13 protein-coding genes, 1 tRNA gene and 1 other annotated feature are annotated in these 15,846 nt (G+C 51.0%); of the genes, 4 read left to right on the forward strand and 10 right to left on the reverse strand.

The window, feature by feature from the left end:
- Positions 1-3 precede the first annotated feature (3 nt).
- Positions 4-1,014: a PhoH family protein gene (locus tag FZ040_RS08005; RefSeq protein ID WP_149171503.1), complete on the reverse strand. Its 1,011-nt coding sequence runs from the start codon at positions 1,012-1,014 to the stop codon at positions 4-6.
- Between the two features lie 655 nt (positions 1,015-1,669).
- Here FZ040_RS08005 and bioB point away from each other — a divergent pair.
- A complete protein-coding gene (gene bioB, locus FZ040_RS08010; protein ID WP_149171504.1) occupies positions 1,670-2,677 on the forward strand; it encodes a biotin synthase BioB in 1,008 nt (335 codons plus the stop codon).
- A 39-nt stretch (positions 2,678-2,716) separates the two neighbouring features.
- Here the strand turns inward: bioB and FZ040_RS08015 are convergent, their stop codons facing one another.
- The 4 genes from FZ040_RS08015 to FZ040_RS08030 all read right to left on the reverse strand — a co-directional run bounded on the left by FZ040_RS08015 (position 2,717) and on the right by FZ040_RS08030 (position 8,590).
- Positions 2,717-3,625, reverse strand: coding sequence for a DUF2156 domain-containing protein (locus FZ040_RS08015; RefSeq protein ID WP_149171505.1), 909 nt, complete (start codon positions 3,623-3,625; stop codon positions 2,717-2,719).
- A 78-nt stretch (positions 3,626-3,703) separates the two neighbouring features.
- Positions 3,704-4,096, reverse strand: a complete 393-nt coding sequence (gene dhaM / locus FZ040_RS08020) for a dihydroxyacetone kinase phosphoryl donor subunit DhaM (RefSeq protein ID WP_318260888.1) — start codon at positions 4,094-4,096, stop codon at positions 3,704-3,706.
- A gap of 138 nt (positions 4,097-4,234) precedes the next feature.
- Entirely contained in the window at positions 4,235-8,014 is a 3,780-nt protein-coding gene (locus FZ040_RS08025) for a phosphoribosylformylglycinamidine synthase (RefSeq protein WP_149171506.1), read from the reverse strand.
- A gap of 102 nt (positions 8,015-8,116) precedes the next feature.
- Positions 8,117-8,590 (reverse strand): NanQ anomerase/TabA/YiaL family protein, encoded by a 474-nt coding sequence (locus FZ040_RS08030; RefSeq protein WP_149171507.1) that lies wholly within the window; start codon positions 8,588-8,590, stop codon positions 8,117-8,119.
- A 249-nt stretch (positions 8,591-8,839) separates the two neighbouring features.
- Positions 8,840-9,045: a binding site (T-box leader), on the forward strand.
- A 48-nt stretch (positions 9,046-9,093) separates the two neighbouring features.
- Between FZ040_RS08030 and FZ040_RS08035 the strand changes: the two genes are divergently transcribed.
- Together FZ040_RS08035 and FZ040_RS08040 are read left to right on the forward strand one after the other, a co-directional pair.
- Positions 9,094-9,573 carry an Lrp/AsnC family transcriptional regulator gene (locus tag FZ040_RS08035; RefSeq protein ID WP_033170304.1) on the forward strand — a complete coding sequence of 160 codons (480 nt, stop codon included), beginning with the start codon at positions 9,094-9,096 and terminating at the stop codon, positions 9,571-9,573.
- Entirely contained in the window at positions 9,573-10,757 is a 1,185-nt protein-coding gene (locus tag FZ040_RS08040; RefSeq protein WP_149171557.1) for an aminotransferase class I/II-fold pyridoxal phosphate-dependent enzyme, read from the forward strand. The genes FZ040_RS08035 and FZ040_RS08040 overlap by 1 nt, the downstream gene beginning before the upstream one ends.
- Positions 10,758-10,820: 63 nt before the next feature.
- On the opposite strand, the gene FZ040_RS08045 is transcribed toward FZ040_RS08040, so the two are convergent.
- Positions 10,821-11,096: a late competence development ComFB family protein gene (locus FZ040_RS08045; protein WP_149171508.1), complete on the reverse strand. Its 276-nt coding sequence runs from the start codon at positions 11,094-11,096 to the stop codon at positions 10,821-10,823.
- Between the two features lie 129 nt (positions 11,097-11,225).
- Here FZ040_RS08045 and FZ040_RS08050 point away from each other — a divergent pair.
- Positions 11,226-11,300 (forward strand) — tRNA-Arg (locus FZ040_RS08050).
- Between the two features lie 97 nt (positions 11,301-11,397).
- On the opposite strand, the gene FZ040_RS08055 is transcribed toward FZ040_RS08050, so the two are convergent.
- The 4 genes from FZ040_RS08055 to FZ040_RS08070 form a co-directional block, all read right to left on the reverse strand.
- Positions 11,398-11,601 carry a protein kinase gene (locus tag FZ040_RS08055; RefSeq protein WP_149171509.1) on the reverse strand — a complete coding sequence of 68 codons (204 nt, stop codon included), beginning with the start codon at positions 11,599-11,601 and terminating at the stop codon, positions 11,398-11,400.
- 201 nt (positions 11,602-11,802) lie between these two features.
- Positions 11,803-13,305 carry a filamentous hemagglutinin N-terminal domain-containing protein gene (locus tag FZ040_RS08060; protein WP_149171510.1) on the reverse strand — a complete coding sequence of 501 codons (1,503 nt, stop codon included), beginning with the start codon at positions 13,303-13,305 and terminating at the stop codon, positions 11,803-11,805.
- A gap of 18 nt (positions 13,306-13,323) precedes the next feature.
- On the reverse strand, positions 13,324-14,760 hold the full coding sequence (locus FZ040_RS08065; RefSeq protein WP_149171511.1) for a ShlB/FhaC/HecB family hemolysin secretion/activation protein: 1,437 nt from the start codon (positions 14,758-14,760) through the stop codon (positions 13,324-13,326).
- A gap of 246 nt (positions 14,761-15,006) precedes the next feature.
- Positions 15,007-15,762, reverse strand: coding sequence for a hypothetical protein (locus tag FZ040_RS08070; protein ID WP_149171512.1), 756 nt, complete (start codon positions 15,760-15,762; stop codon positions 15,007-15,009).
- Positions 15,763-15,846: the final 84 nt, after the last annotated feature.

Here is a 15,846-nt window from a genome sequence, read left to right on the forward strand (position 1 = left end):
TCCTTATGCCTTTCCCTGTCTCTCTGCCTCAGCCTTTGCCTTGGCCTTTTTCTTCTTGGCTTCCCAATCGCCATACGCTTCTACGATGCGCGTAACCACTTCATGACGGATGACATCCATCGGCGCCATTCGCACGATGCCGATGCCCTTTACGCCCTTCAAGACTTCCGACGCCTCGCGAAGTCCCGAGGTAACGCCGCGCGGCAAGTCAACCTGTCCCAAATCGCCCGTAACCACCATGCGCGAGCCAAAGCCAAGACGCGTCAAAAACATTTTCATCTGTTTGTCCGTCGTGTTCTGCGCCTCATCGAGAATGATAAACGCATCTTCTAAGGTACGGCCGCGCATGTACGCCAGCGGGGCAATCTCAATGATTCCCTTGGCCATAAACTTCTGATAGGTATCCTGCCCTAAAATATCCTGCAGCGCATCATAAAGCGGCCGCAGATACGGGTCGACTTTATCCTGCAAATCGCCCGGCAAAAAGCCCAAACGCTCGCCAGCCTCGACGGCAGGACGCGTCAGGATAATCTTATTTACTTCCTTATTGCGCAAAGCGGCCACCGCCATAACAACTGCCAGATACGTCTTACCCGTACCAGCTGGGCCAATGCCAAAGGTTATGGAATTGCGGCGAATCGTATCGAGATAAAGCCGCTGTCCGAGCGTCTTCGGCCGCACGTGACGGCCGCGCGACGTCACAAGGATCGTATCGCCAAACAAAGTGTGCAGAGCCTCGCCCTTGCCGCCTTTGACAAGGCCGATACCGTAACGCACTTCATGCATCGTAATCGTCGTGCCCTGACGGTAGAGATACTGCAATTCTTCTAACACTTTCGCCGCCGGCTCCACCATGCAGGCCTCACCGAGTATCTCGATGCGGTCGCCACGGCTTATGAACTGACAGTCAAAATTATCCCGCATCGCCTGCAGGAACTCATCCCGTTCCCCCAATAGGGAATAAGCCTCTTTATGATCTTGGAAAACAATCTGCTTTTCTAATGCCTGCTGCAAAGAACCTGTTCACCTGCTTTTTCTTATTGAAATAAAAAAACATACATAGTCCCATTGTACCACATATCAGGCCCGCGTCAAAAACTTATACAAAAAATGCCCTCCTTGTTAGGAAGGCAAAGTGAAAAGCCGTGAGGGTAACCACTCCCTCACGGCCTATACAATTTCTTTCCACGATTTGAAATCACCTAAAGTATATCATGTATTGCTCATACCGTCAATACATGATATACTCATCTCGCCGTACCTCTATGCCTTAGCGCACAGAGGAGGTGATTACAATTTCTTTTCACGATTTTTTCCTATCTGTCATGGCGGGTATAGTAGCGCACTATATTTGCAAGTGGTGGGACGATAGGAGGTAAAACCATGCCAGTACGGCACGCCCACGAGGAAACAGAGGTCTAACCAGCCTGCTGTCCTAAACGGCCTGACTTTCTTCGGGAAGTCGGGCTTTTTTTCATGTTTTTCATCACCCGCAACCTTCTTTCATCTGTTTTCCCCGATGCTATTATGACTCGACCAGTCAAATTCCTCTCCTCACCTCAAAAACTTAGGCTATGTAGTTAACTTTATATTTCATATGAGTTGACTGTTAACCAATACAGTTTTATAATGTTTACAATAAACTGTTATTTTTGTGAGGGCTGTCGTTATGAAAATTACTTCTATCAACAAACTTACTGACAAGATCATCGCTGGGCTGCGCATCAAGCGCGGCGATGATTTATCGTATCTGCTCACTGCACCGCTTGCGGAATTGCAGGCTGGTGCCCGCCGTTTGCAGGACCATTTCTGTGGCAACCATATCGACCTTTGCACCATCATCAATGGCCGCAGCGGGCGCTGTGGCGAAAATTGCAAGTACTGTGCTCAGGCCGCCTGCCATCATACGGGCATTGATGAATATCCGTTCCTGACCAAAGAGGAAATCATCAAAAATGCCAAAGCCAATCAGGATGCCGGTGCCAATCGCTTTGCGATTGTGACTTCGGGGCGCGCATTAGCCGGTCAGGATTTTGATAAAGCCATCGACACCTATAAAACAATGAACGAAACGCTATCCATTGACCTCTGTGCCTCGCACGGCCTGCTGACCCGTGAGCAGTTCAAGCGCCTTCGCGCCGCCGGTGTCACGAGCTACCATCATAACATCGAGACCAGCCGCCGCTATTTCCCGCAAATCTGCACTTCCCATACCTACGACGACCGCATCAAGACCATCAAGATTGCCCAAGAAGAAGGTTTCTGCGTCTGCTCGGGCGGCATCATCGGCATGGGCGAAACCTGGGAGGACCGCATTGATATGGCCATCAGCCTGCAAGAGCTCGGCATCGAATCCATCCCCATCAACGCCCTTATGGCTATTCCCGGCACTGGTCTTGCTAACCAGCCTGCACTGCCTGCCGAAGATATCCTGCGTACGATTGCGATTTTCCGTTTCGTGAATCCTACCGCCAATATCCGTCTGGCGGCAGGCCGCAAACTCCTGCCGCAAAACGGCGCCACCGCCTTCCGCGCCGGTGCTTCCGCATCGATTACCGGCAATATGCTGACGACGTCCGGCACTACCATCAAAGAGGACATGCAAATGCTTGCTGACCTCGGCCTTACCAACCAAAACGAAACCGCAGTAAACAGTGGCACCTGCGGGGCCCATTAACAAAAAAGACGAACCTTTGCGGCTCGTCTTTTTTGTTATTTACGATAAACGCTTTGCGTTGAATTTTTCAATCATCTTGACCGGCTTATAGGATTCTTTCGCCTTGCGAAGTCCTTCATGCCCCATATCTTCCTCGCGATTGATATAGGTCATTCCCTGCCAGCAATTTGCTACATACGCCTGATTGATTGCCGGATATGCCCCGCGGATATTCGGATCAGCTTTTTCCACATGGACCACTACCGAATCCGTATTTAGCTGTTCGCCAAACGTAAAGGCAATAATGCGTCCATCGAGACGAATCGCCCCGCCTTTTAATCCAAAGAAGGCGTAATCCGCAAACACTTCACGAATCGCCCGGCTTTCCCAGCCAATAAAGGGGTCATCGGGCTCATCCTGAATGCGGATATCGTACCAGCGCTGCAGTTCCTCCAAACAAGCGGGCAGGATTTCCTCCGTAATCGGCAGATACTCAGCCTGCGGATAGAGCTTATGAAACGCATTGAGATGATTTTTCTTGGAATGAAGTTTGCGTCCCGAAAGGGTTATGAGCTTCTCTGCCAGATACACATAGTCAAAATTATCGCGGTCGGCTTCAATCGCAAATGACGCACCAGCGAAATTTTCCAAAACCTGCGCATAACTTTTCTCGATGCCGGTCATGACAAAGGGCTGTCCCTGCTGCGCAAAATAAGCCAGGAACTTTTCCGTAGCTTCCGCCATTTTTTCCTCAGGACCATAAGGCTGCAGCGCCATCAGCTGCCCCTCCCATTGACAGGTCATGTAGAGGACGCCGTCCTCTTCGCACCACTTTACCTGGTACGGTTCACGCCACATATAGAGATTTGTAAAAGTAAAATGGGAATTTTCGTAATAACGACTTTGAAAATACCGGTCAAGCAGCGGCTTGTCGGCTTTCGTCAAATCATGAAATTCTATGACACTCATCCTCCTGATGATAATCACTATCGTTAGTAGTATACCCTATCATTATAACAAATCCGTCAAGCGTCAACCGTAACTCGCTCACTGAAGCTTCATCATCTCTCGTCCCGCTTGTGCCTGCCGTACGACTTCCATGACATCAGCACCGCCAGCTGCAGCTACGGCGGCCATCACGGCACCTTCCACCAGCGGGCAGTCTACCAATTTCACCTGGTCATCCTTGAGATTTTCCTGCACCAATTCCGCCGTCATGACGGCGCTTCCCATATCCATCAAAACTACGGCACCATCGCGGCCGCAAACATCTTCGACAGCCATCATTATTTTTCCATAGCTGGTTCCCAGCATGCCATCATCCAATCCTCCAGCCGCTGCAATCTGTACATCCCTAGCCATCATCTCAGCCAGTTCCTTGACCCCTTCCGCCAACTTCTGACTATGGGACACGATTACAATACCAACCAACCCATTCACCTCTTTCATTGTTATTCAAAATGCGGTCAGGGACCTGACCGCATCGAACACTTTTATTATTGTAACATAAATTTTGACAATTGACGAGTCAAAAATGACCGGTCAAATGACCGGTCATTTTTTTCGTAAGAGTAAGCGTTATTTATAGTAAGCCACACCAGCTTCGAAGAGCTGCTGGTCTTTGCAGCCAGGAACATTGCACGCAACATTTTCACCGATGCGCTCCGAGTGTCCCATCTTGCCGAGGACACGTCCATCCGGGCTCGTGATACCTTCGATAGCGTTGACCGAACCGTTCGGATTGAACGGAATGGAAAGCGACGGATTGCCCGACGCATCGACATACTGCGTAGCAATCTGACCGCGTACGCGCAGCTTCGCGATGATTTCCTGATCGGCAACGAAGCGGCCCTCGCCATGCGAAATGGCAATCGTATGCGTATCGCCCACTTTGACGTTGTTGAACCACGGCGAAAGATTCGATACGACTTTCGTCTGAACCATGCAGGACGCATGACGGCCGATGTTGTTATGCGTAAGCGTCGGCGAAGACTCGGAGAGATCACGGATATCGCCATACGGTACCAGCCCCAGTTTGATGAGTGCCTGGAAGCCATTGCAGATACCGAGCATCAATCCATCGCGCTTGTTGAGAAGATTCATGACCTCTTCTTTGATGCGCGGATTGCGGAACATCGCCGCAATGAATTTGCCCGAACCATCCGGCTCGTCACCACCGCTGAATCCGCCCGGCAGCATAATCATCTGGGCCTCTTTGATGCCCTTGACGATTGCCTCGACGGTTTCCTCGACAGCCTGCGGCGTGAGGTTGCGGACAATCAGCGTCTCCGCCTCAGCACCGGCACGCCGCCAAGCTCTTGCCGAATCGTACTCACAGTTCGTGCCCGGGAATACCGGAATAAATACCTTCGGGCGAACGATGCTGTGCTGCGCATGAATCACATTGCCCTTGTTATACGGGATGTAGGTTGCCTTGTCTTTGGAACGTCCTTTGACCTGCGTCGGGAAGATTTTCTCGAGCGGTGCCGTGAAGGCTTCTTCGGCATCGGCAATCATGACAACCGTATCACCGCAGACAATGCTCGGGCCCGCCGTCGTCTCACCCAGTTCACGGCAACCCGTGCCAGCCAGTAACGTTTCCACATCCGTATGGTCGGCAACCTCCAACAGGATAGAACCGTAATCCGGCTTGAAGAGGTCGTCTTTAGCGATGAAGTTCGTAAACTTAAAGCCAATGCCATTGCCCAGCGACATTTTCGTAATGGCTGCAGCAATACCGCCTACGCCAATGCTCTGTGCCGAGAATACTTTATGGCTGGCCGTCATCTCGCTGATTTTTGCCCAGTTATGGCGCATCTTGCCAAACAGCGGCAAATCCTGATCGTCTTTCGGTGCCGGCACCAGATAAACCTTATTGCCTGCATATTTGAACTCCGGCGATACCGCACAATCGGCCTTCATGACATCAACGGCAAATGCGGCCAGCGTCGGCGGAACATGAATGTCCTCAAACGTACCCGACATCGAGTCCTTGCCGCCAATCGCCGGGATTTCCAGCTCATGCTGTGCCCAAAGCGCACCAATCAGGGCCGCAAACGGCTTACCCCACTTCTCGGGGTCTTTGCCGAGGCTCTCGAAATATTCCTGGAACGTCAGGCGGATCTTATCGGCACGTCCGCCGAGGGCCACCATCTTAGCCGCAGCCTCGACGACAGAATACAGGGCACCATGGAACGGGCTCCACTCCGTGAAAGCCGGATTGAGACCAAAGGTCATCGCCGTAGCCGTATTCGTCTCAGCACCGAGAACCGGCAGCTTCGCCACCATGCCTTCAGCCGGCGTCAACTGCTTCTTGCCGCCAAACGGCATGAGCACCGTATTGCCGCCGATGGTGGAGTCAAAGCGTTCCGCCAGACCCTTCTGGCTGCAGACATTGAGGTCGCGCAGATTTTCCAGCCATGCCTTTTCGACATCGCCGCCGCACTTTTTGACCGCCTCAGGAACTTCGCGCAGATAGCGTTTGCCCTCATCCGGCATATCGATAACAGCCGTGACATGCTGGCGGACGCCGTTGGTGTCGAGGAACTCGCGGTTCATCTGCACAATCGGCTTACCGCGCCACTGCATGATAAGCCGCGGTTCTTCCGTAACATCAGCGACTTTGGTTGCTTCGAGGTTTTCGGCATCGGCAAATTTGACGAAAGCATCGAGGTCTTTCGGGTCGATGACAACGGCCATGCGCTCCTGCGACTCCGAAATTGCAAGCTCCGTACCATCAAGACCGGCATATTTTTTCTTGACGGCATCCAAATCGATAATGAGGCCATCAGCCAGCTCACCGATTGCTACGGCTACACCGCCCGCACCGAAGTCATTGCAGCGCTTAATCATGCGGCTGACTTCCGGATTGCGGAACAGGCGCTGAATCTTGCGCTCCGTCGGCGGGTTGCCCTTCTGTACCTCAGCACCGCAGCTCGTCAGCGACTCCTCCGTATGCTCCTTGGAGGAACCCGTTGCACCGCCGCAGCCGTCACGGCCCGTACGGCCGCCTACGAGCACGATGAAGTCACCAGCAGCCGGACGCTCACGGACGACATTGACCTTCGGCGCCGCAGCGATAACGGCACCGATCTCCATGCGTTTTGCCATGTAGCCCTCATGGTAGACTTCACGGACCTGTCCCGTAGCCAGACCAATCTGGTTGCCATACGCACTGTAACCAGCAGCTGCCCCCAGCGTGATTTTCTTCTGCGGCAGTTTGCCGGCCATCGTATCTTTGAGCGGACGGCGCGGGTCAGCAGCACCCGTCACACGCATTGCCTGATAGACATAGGAACGTCCCGACAGCGGGTCACGGATTGCACCGCCGAGGCAGGTAGCAGCGCCACCGAACGGCTCAATTTCCGTCGGATGGTTATGGGTCTCGTTCTTGAACATGACGAGCCATTCCTCATCCTTGCCATCGATATCTGCCGTTACCACGATACTGCAGGCATTGATTTCTTCCGATTTATCCAAATCATCGAGCTTGCCCTGTTTTCTGAGGGCTTTCATGCCGATGACAGCAATATCCATCAGCGTCACATCGCGCGGCTTATCGGCGTAAATTTCCTTGCGGTCGGCCAGATACTTCTCATAAGCCTTCGTGATAGCCGGGGAAAAATACCCGTCTTTGATGTCGACCATATCAATTGCCGTCGTAAACGTCGTATGACGGCAGTGGTCGGACCAATAAGTATCAATTACGCGCAGCTCGGTAATCGTCGGCGCGCGGTGCTCTTCATCGCGGAAATACTTCTGGCAGAACAGCAAATCCTCCAGGCTCATGGCAAAGCCCTTGCTCTCCCAAAACGCTTTGACACCTTCCTCATCGAGCCCGTTGAAATCTTCGAGCACTTCAACATCAGCCGGTTCCTCATACGTCACATTCAGCGACTCCGGCTTCTGCAGGCTTGCCTCGCGGCTTTCCACAGCGTTGATGCAGTAATCCTTGATTTTATTGAAATCTTCACGGCTCACGTCTCCTACAATGACGATAACCCGTGCCGTAGCAATCTGCGGGCGCTCTTTCTGCGTAACCAGCTGCACGCACTGCGCTGCCGAATCTGCCGTCTGGTCATACTGTCCCGGCAGATATTCGACCGCAAATACCCGCGAGTTCGGGAAATGCGGCAATTTTTCCTCATATACTACATCCACCGGCGGCTCAGAAAATACCACCGACTTGACCGCAGCATACTCCTCATCGCTAAGACCTTCAATATCATAGCGCTTGATAATCCGGACGGCCTTGAGTTCTTCGAGACGGAACGTCTCCTTCAGGTCGCTGCAGAGCTGCTGGGCCGGGATGTCAAAGAATCCCTGTCGTTTCTCTACGAAAATTCTTCTTACAGTCATGAGTGCTCTTTTCCTCCAATAGAAATAGATAATAATGAAACATAAAGCTTTATATAGATAAAATAGGCATAGCAAACCGAAAGGCCTGCTATGCCTATTGCATCACAAACAATCCACCGAAATTTTCACCACTACTTTGGTCACAGGGCCCGGCTCACCCTCTACTGCGCCCTGCGGACGATGCACATCTTCCGGATAAAGCACAGCAAAACGCCCCGGAGTCAGCACGATATTGCTGTCCGGTATCAATTCTTCATAAAAGGTTATGTCCTTTTCTGCATTATAGGGCTCCGACACCTTGAGGTCCGGGCTGAACGGACACCACCCCATATATTCCTCGCCTTCGACGACGAACTGGATATCCACATATTTCTTATGGGTCTCCGGGCGGCATTCCTCAAGGACACGGGTCGTGTACCGCTGCAGATTCGCCACGCATTTATCGCCATCAATCGGATAGCGTCCATCTTCGAGCTTCGTGAAGTCATGGCTCCGCAGATACTCCAGCGCTTTCTGTATGATTTCCGGGTAATCCGCGTGACCGTTATCCAACGAATCGATGCTGCCGATAAACATGCAATAACCTTCTTCCTTAATTCCGTCTCTTGCTCCTGTAAATACTGCTGTTTCAGTACTCAATTATCATTTTACCTAAAACAACTGCGTATTGCAAGAACACACCGCCATCTTTATCAAAAAGACAACAATTTTTCAACAAAAGGACATATGAGCCTTTTGTTTCCATCATCTGTCTATCACAAACACACAACCGCTATTTTTGACTTGTCAAAAACTGTTTCACTGTGATATGATTGTTTTATATTGATAGAGGCAATGACTGAAGAAGTATCTGTATTCTAACCTACCAGAGAGACGATGGCCGGTGCAAATCGTCAGGCAGAACCAGAGAAAGCTGCTCACGAGCCTGCCGGGCCCAATAAGCCCTGCCGTTTGCCGCGTTAAGGCCTCGAGTGGATTCCTTTGCGAATCCGATTAAGGTGGTACCACGGGAATAAGCCCTCGTCCTTTTACAGGATGAGGGCTTTTATTGTTGCGAATCAATCAAAGGAGGAATATTCATGCGCGAACTCTTGGAGCTTCTCGAACACGACGCCCGCCGCCCGGTAGGCGAACTCGCCTCCATGCTCAATCGCAGTGAGTATGAAGTCGAAAAAAATATCAAGGATCTGGAAAAGAACAAAATCATCCTGTCCTACAATACACTGATTAACTGGGAAAAATTCGGTGATGACACCGTCACCGCCATGATTGAAATCAACCTGACGCCGCAGCGCGAAGTTGGTTTTGATGCCATCGCCGAGCGCATTTACCGCTTCGACGAAGTCCGCACGGTCTACCTCATGAGCGGCAGCTTTGACCTCATGGTCATCATCGAAGGCAAATCCCTGAAGGAAGTAGCCAACTTTGTCGCCAAACGCCTCTCCACCATCGAAGGCGTCACGCAGACCCGCAGCCACTTCATGTTAAAGCCATACAAAAAAGACGGCACGATTATCGACGATGAAGAACGTGACCGCAGACTGGTGGTGAGCCCATGATGGAAACGAAAAAAGACTGGGCCAGCCGCCTCTCCCCGGGCGTAAATGCCATTGCGCCCTCGGGCATCCGCAAATTCTTTGACATTGCCGCTCAGATGGACGATGTCATCTCGCTCGGTGTCGGCGAACCGGATTTCGTCACGCCATGGCCGATTCGCGAAAGCTGCGTTTACGGACTGGAACAGGGCTACACTTCCTACACCGCCAACCGCGGCCTGCCAGAACTCCGTCAGGAAATCTGCAATCACTACCAGAAAAACTATGACGTAACCTACGACGCCGCTACCGACGTACTGGTGACCGTCGGCGTCAGCGAAGCGCTCGATATCGCCATGCGTGCCATTCTGGCCCCCGGCGACGAAGTGCTGATTCCCGAACCATGCTACGTCTCCTATCAGGCCTGCACCACGCTGGCCGGCGGCGTGCCGGTAGCCGTACCGGCCAAAATCGAAAACGAATTCCGCATCACCCCCGCCGAGCTGGAAGAACACGTCACCGAGCGCACCAAGGTCCTGTTGATTGGCTATCCGAACAATCCGACCGGCGCTATCATGACGCGCAAAGACCTCTTGGCTATTGCCGACTTTGCCGAAAAACACGACCTCATCGTCATTTCCGATGAAATCTACGGCGACCTCACCTACGGCGACGAGGAACATGTCTGCTTCTCCTCCCTGCCCGGTATGCAGGAGCGAACCATTCTCTTAAACGGCTTTTCCAAGGCCTATGCCATGACGGGCTGGCGCATCGGTTATGCACTGGCAAATCCCACGCTGACCGCCGCCATGACGAAGATTCATCAGTACACGATGCTCTGTGCACCAATCACGGCCCAGATTGCCGCCGTCGAAGCCCTTCGCCACGGCGAGAAGTACATGAAAAAGATGGTCGCCGAATACGACCGGCGCCGCCGCCTGATTTACGACGGACTGACGAAGATGGGACTGGAATGCTTTGAGCCAAAAGGCGCCTTCTACATTTTCCCTAACATCAGCTCCACGGGCTACACCTCCAACGAGTTTGCCGAAGAACTGTTAAAAGCCGAGCATGTTGCCCTCGTTCCTGGCAGTGCCTTTGGTGCCTGCGGCGAAGGTCATGTACGCTGCTCGTATGCCACTTCCATCGACAAGATTTCCGAAGCACTCAACCGCATCGAAAACTTCTTGAAGAATCACAAAAAATAACAACAGCAAAAGAGGTATTGCCTTCCCTTAGGGCCTGGCAATACCTCTTTTTGCTTACAACAATCAGTCTGCTTTTTCGTGACGCGGATTCTTATGTACAATCTCGATAGCTTTGGCAATGGCCTGTATGACTTCCACCTCATACTGAACGCTCATTTCATTGAGACGCGTATAAACATCGCCTTTATGAGAGGAAATATAACGCGGCTGCAAATGATTCAACGCCAAGGTTGCAATATCCCGCTTGCACTGGTCGCAGGTGCAGCAAAACGGATACTGGGCCATAACATCATCCAATTTTTCCAGCACCAAATCTTCCATGTAATTCTTAAGTTCCATCTCAGTCCCCTCCTAGAACAATCTGTCATTATTATATCATGTTTTCTCTCACTTCCCTAACAATTTAGCAAAACTTTCTTGGTTTGACATTAAATTCCAACAATGATATAATTATTTCTGTTGTGAAACGCGCTCGTAGTCCAGTGGATAGGACGTTGGCCTCCGGAGCCGAAGGCGGCAGTTCGACTCTGCCCGAGCGCACCACTTACGATTTTATGACTTCCTTGATTCCAGGTCAGGGAAGTTTTTTTTATACCACAAACAAAAACGAGCAGGAGAATTCTTCCTGCTCGTTTTTCTATTAGTCTTTGATAAGCTCGAGAATATCTTTTGCCGAAAGGTTGTTGGCCTGCATGTATTCAAGCAGTTCCGCATACTGGACTTTAGCCTGTTTCTCCTTGACCGATTCCAGCTCTGCTTTCAGCGCTTTGATTTCGCTCTGCTTTTTCTCAATCTTCTCGGAAACCTTTTTAATCTTCTCGTCGTAGTTTGCGACTCTTGCCATTTTCTTCATCCTCCACATCTGAGTTAAATTTTATAATGAGTCATCCTTGCCATTATATAAAAGAATGTAGCCACTTGTCCACACCTTCCTGACTCTTTTGCCCCAGAATCGACAAAAGGAGCTGCGAAAAAGCCTGCAGAAAAGCATACTTTTTCACAACTCCTGTTTATTTTACTATCCGCGATTCAAAACAGCTGCCAATCAGGCCGTAAACGATACGTTATCCGCAACTTCCAGACCTGCACCCGCTGCTGGCGCATTGGACAGGTTCTCCATCGCATTTGCCTGAACTCTGACATTGTTGTCTTCCGCTTCGACGGATTCTGCCGGAGCAGCTTCCTGGTCAACATCGGCTACCACCATATCATTTTCCTCTTCAATGGTTGCCACCATCTGCTCTTTCGTCTCCTGAGCTACCGACAAGGTATCCAAGACCTTATTTACCGTCTCATTATTGCTCAGCGGCTTCTTGGCCGGCTCATCTCCCGGAGTAACTGGCGTATCGGATGGATCACTGCTCGGCGTATCTGCCGGCGTATCACTTGGCGTATCGGATGGTTCGCTGCTCGGTGTATCTGCCGGAGTATCACTTGGCAAATCCGTGCCTGTCACCGTGAAGTCATCCACATTAACGCCTTCGGCTGCCTCAATCTTCGAAGAAGATTTTTTCGTCGTTGCATCAAAAACCGTGCCGCTGGCTGCCGTAATCTTCGGGCTGTTGAGGTTAATGCTTCCGGAACCGGCGGCAAATTTACCACCGTTTATTGCGATGCTTTCCGTACCATTTACCGTTATCGTATTGGCATCATTATACAGGTTAAAATTCATTCCCACCGTATATTCCGTTGTTTTTGTCGGCACATTAAAGGTCACATTCTTGCCCGTAAACGTTGCCTCGATGGGGCCTTTCGCCCCATGCCCGGCGACATCACCCTTCTGGTCAATCCAGGCCGTATCAAAATAACCGCTAAACGTAATATTATTTTCGGCATTGAAGGTTACCGTCGAGCGGTCCCAGTTTTTCTCAGACGACACATTTACCTTATTGGTATCATCCCACCACGAGGTATTGCTGTCCTCGGTATTGATTTTAAACGAAACGCCATCAGCTACTTCCAGATTGACGCTGTTCGTCGTAAAGTTGCCGTATACATCGATAGAATTCGGCGTGGCAATCTTGATATCGCCCTTGGCTTTTGCAGAATCAGCAAACGACAGACTCTTCCATTCTGCATCACTTGCCTCAACCGTCGAAAGCGTCAGATTCGTAGCCGTAACATTTGCCGTATCGGTCACGTTAATGCCACTGGTATTTACGACATAGACCTGATTCAAGCCCGTCGTTTCAAGCGTTCCGGCAATGGTCGACATTTTCCCGCTGTTGACAATATTGATGAATGGCACGCCCTGTCCATTGAGGACCAGCTTCTCACCACTAGCTATGTCAAAAGAATCCCATTTGATAACCAGCGCTTTATCATTGGGGTCATAGACCTTCTGCGCCTGAAATTCATCACCAGAAACGGCATCAAATTTTCCACTGCTGTTGTCGAGCCAGCGATTCGAGCCATTGACCCAGACACCGCCATTTAAGACCTCACCGCCCTGCGGCATTGCCTGCACCAGCGGAGCACTCAGGGAAAACATCAGGCCACTGGCCACAGCAAAACGAAGAATCTTTTTCGAGAAGGTTGTTTTTTTCATCTTACTTCCGCTCCTTACTTAGAAACTCAATCCAGCCCATAAATTCCAACGGCGATGACCAGCCGGGTCATTTTTGACGTTATCCGGTTCATGTACGACCCAGGCATAGTCCGTAGCCAGGGAGAAGTTTGCCGTATTATAGCGAAGGCCAAGGCCTGTCGATGCCAGATTCGTCGTCATATTGCCATGATGGTTTTTGATGCGGGCACCATCGACGAAAGCGACACCGCGCAGACCGCTCTTCTCCGGCGTATAGAATTCCACGCTTCCCGATACGCCATTATCGGCCGTGCGGATATTTTCATCAAAGCCGCGAACGCTGTCCATGCCGCCTACACCGAACTTCTCACAGCTGATGAGGTTCTTATTGGCCAGCTGGCCGGCTGCGCGAGTGCTGAGCAGCCAGGAATTCTTTTCCTTGCTCAAACGTTTCAAATAGTTGGCATTGGCATGGAAAATCAGGTACTTCGTATCGGCATCAGCCGTCATAGCTTTGAAATCCTTTTTATCCCCGGCAAGATTCCCCTGAAGTCCGAAGCGATACCCAAAGTTATGGGATACGCCGCGGTCACGATGATTGAACGACAGCGTTGCATCTTCGTGGTGCAGGTCGTAATTGATTTTCGCAGCGCCGCCTCCCGGAATCGTCAGTTCCAGGCCGTTATCCGTCTGATGATAGTTCAGGCCGAAATCCAGGAAATCGCGTTCACGCTGGCTGTGGTTGAAATAATGCTGATACGACACACCAGCGCGGGTGCTCTTACCAGTAGCCGACAAATCAAACAGCGGCGTAGCGGAAAGATTCGTCAGTTTGGAATCCGAATGGCTGGCCGAGAACGTCAGCGTATCACCGGAATTTGCCAGATTCCAACGATAGGAAACAGCGCCCTGTCTTACTGCGCTATCCTTATCCATGGACAGCGTGCTTACCAGTGCTGCACCCAACGTATCCCCGCGGCCCGTGAGGTTGCGGTTGACATAGGTAGTCGTTCCACGCCACTCGCCGCTGTACTTATTGCCGTTATTGGCGAACTGTACCCCGCAGGTAACCTTCTTGCCCTTTACTGCACTTACCACTGCCCGATAGCCGTTCCCCTCTGGCTGGAAGTTGACATGCAGTTTGATGGCGCCTTCATCGTTATACAGGGCAATCGTACGGCTGAGCTCCTGGACTTTTACCTTATCGCTTTTGAGCTGCGGTACGAGCAGGAGGATTTTCTTTTTATCATAGGCCGAACCATCTGCGACATCGACGCCGGTGAGCGTTACTGTGCTATGAGCCAGTCGCTGTGCCTTCTCCGAAAGCGTTTCACCAACCGGTGCTTCCATCTGCTGTTCTACTGCTTTTTCAGCCGTGTCTTTAACAGCAGCCTCCGTCGACGGCATATAGCCAGCCGAAAGACCAAGTAAAACCGTCAGCGCGAGAGCTGTATTTCTTTCCCTCTTCAGTTTCATCGTTCTTCTCCCCCTAGTTTTCGCCTTTTGTATTATAATGTATTCTTTAATTCGCTTTAAGCTTATCACTAACAAATAATATTAAACAATCAGCACTCGATGAACTGAAACACTATTACACAAAAAATATCGTTTTCCCCAACAAAAAACCCCGCCTGTGAAACGCTGTTTCAATCGAACCAATCCATTTTCGAAACAAACAATCAAAAATAAAAACGAAGCGGCCTTCAAAGACCGCTTCGCCCTTTATTTTTCGCTATTGTTTTTTTGCAGTGGCATAAAGGATTGACGGATAATCGGACAACCATAACAATCAGCTCCGTCGAAGGTTTCCTTTTCGGCAAAATGTTCGCGGAGGTGTTTCTCGCAAGCCGCCGATACTACCTCTTCCTGTATCTCATCCCATTTTCTGGGTTCTTCCTTCTCAAACTGCCACATCCAGGCATTCCATTTTTCATAGAGCCGGAACAACTGACGGTGTAACAGCTCATAGCCCTCTCCATCATCGCCCTGCGCAAACTTCGCATTGCGAAGCACGCTGCAACGGGAACACTCATAGGTGGTAACGCCGCCATTTTTCGCATGCTGCACGCAGGATTTCGGCAAGGACCAGGCAAAATATCCAATCTTTTCCGCCATGCGCATGATGGCCGCATGTTCTTTGGCCAGCTTCTCCCGGTCACGCGGGATGTACTGCCGGACCGTTGCCTCCATATTTTCACGGGTAGCTTGAACCGGGAATGGAATTAACTTGCCGCCCTCCTCTTCCGAGTCCAGGGCATTGACCTTATGAACCATTCCGAGAATCATCAGCGTGCGCTGTTGACGCATAAGGTCCAAAAACTCCTTGCTATGCTGGATTCCCCTTGGGTCCTTGTCTTCCTCCATGGCCTTATGCAGTTCGATTGCCACCAGCAGCATTTTTTTATGCAGCCCCATCATTTCTTCGAACATATCCCGCATCAATTCGCGCCGCTTTCGCCACGCTTTATCCTTCGCCATAGCCACCCCTCACTTTTAGTTTTGCCCCTCACATATCCCACATCATCTCTAGGTATGAATTCGTCACGGAAGGTCAAAATCCTT

This window comes from Pseudoselenomonas ruminis, from assembly GCF_008271295.1.
GTDB lineage: Bacteria > Bacillota > Negativicutes > Selenomonadales > Selenomonadaceae > Selenomonas_A > Selenomonas_A ruminis.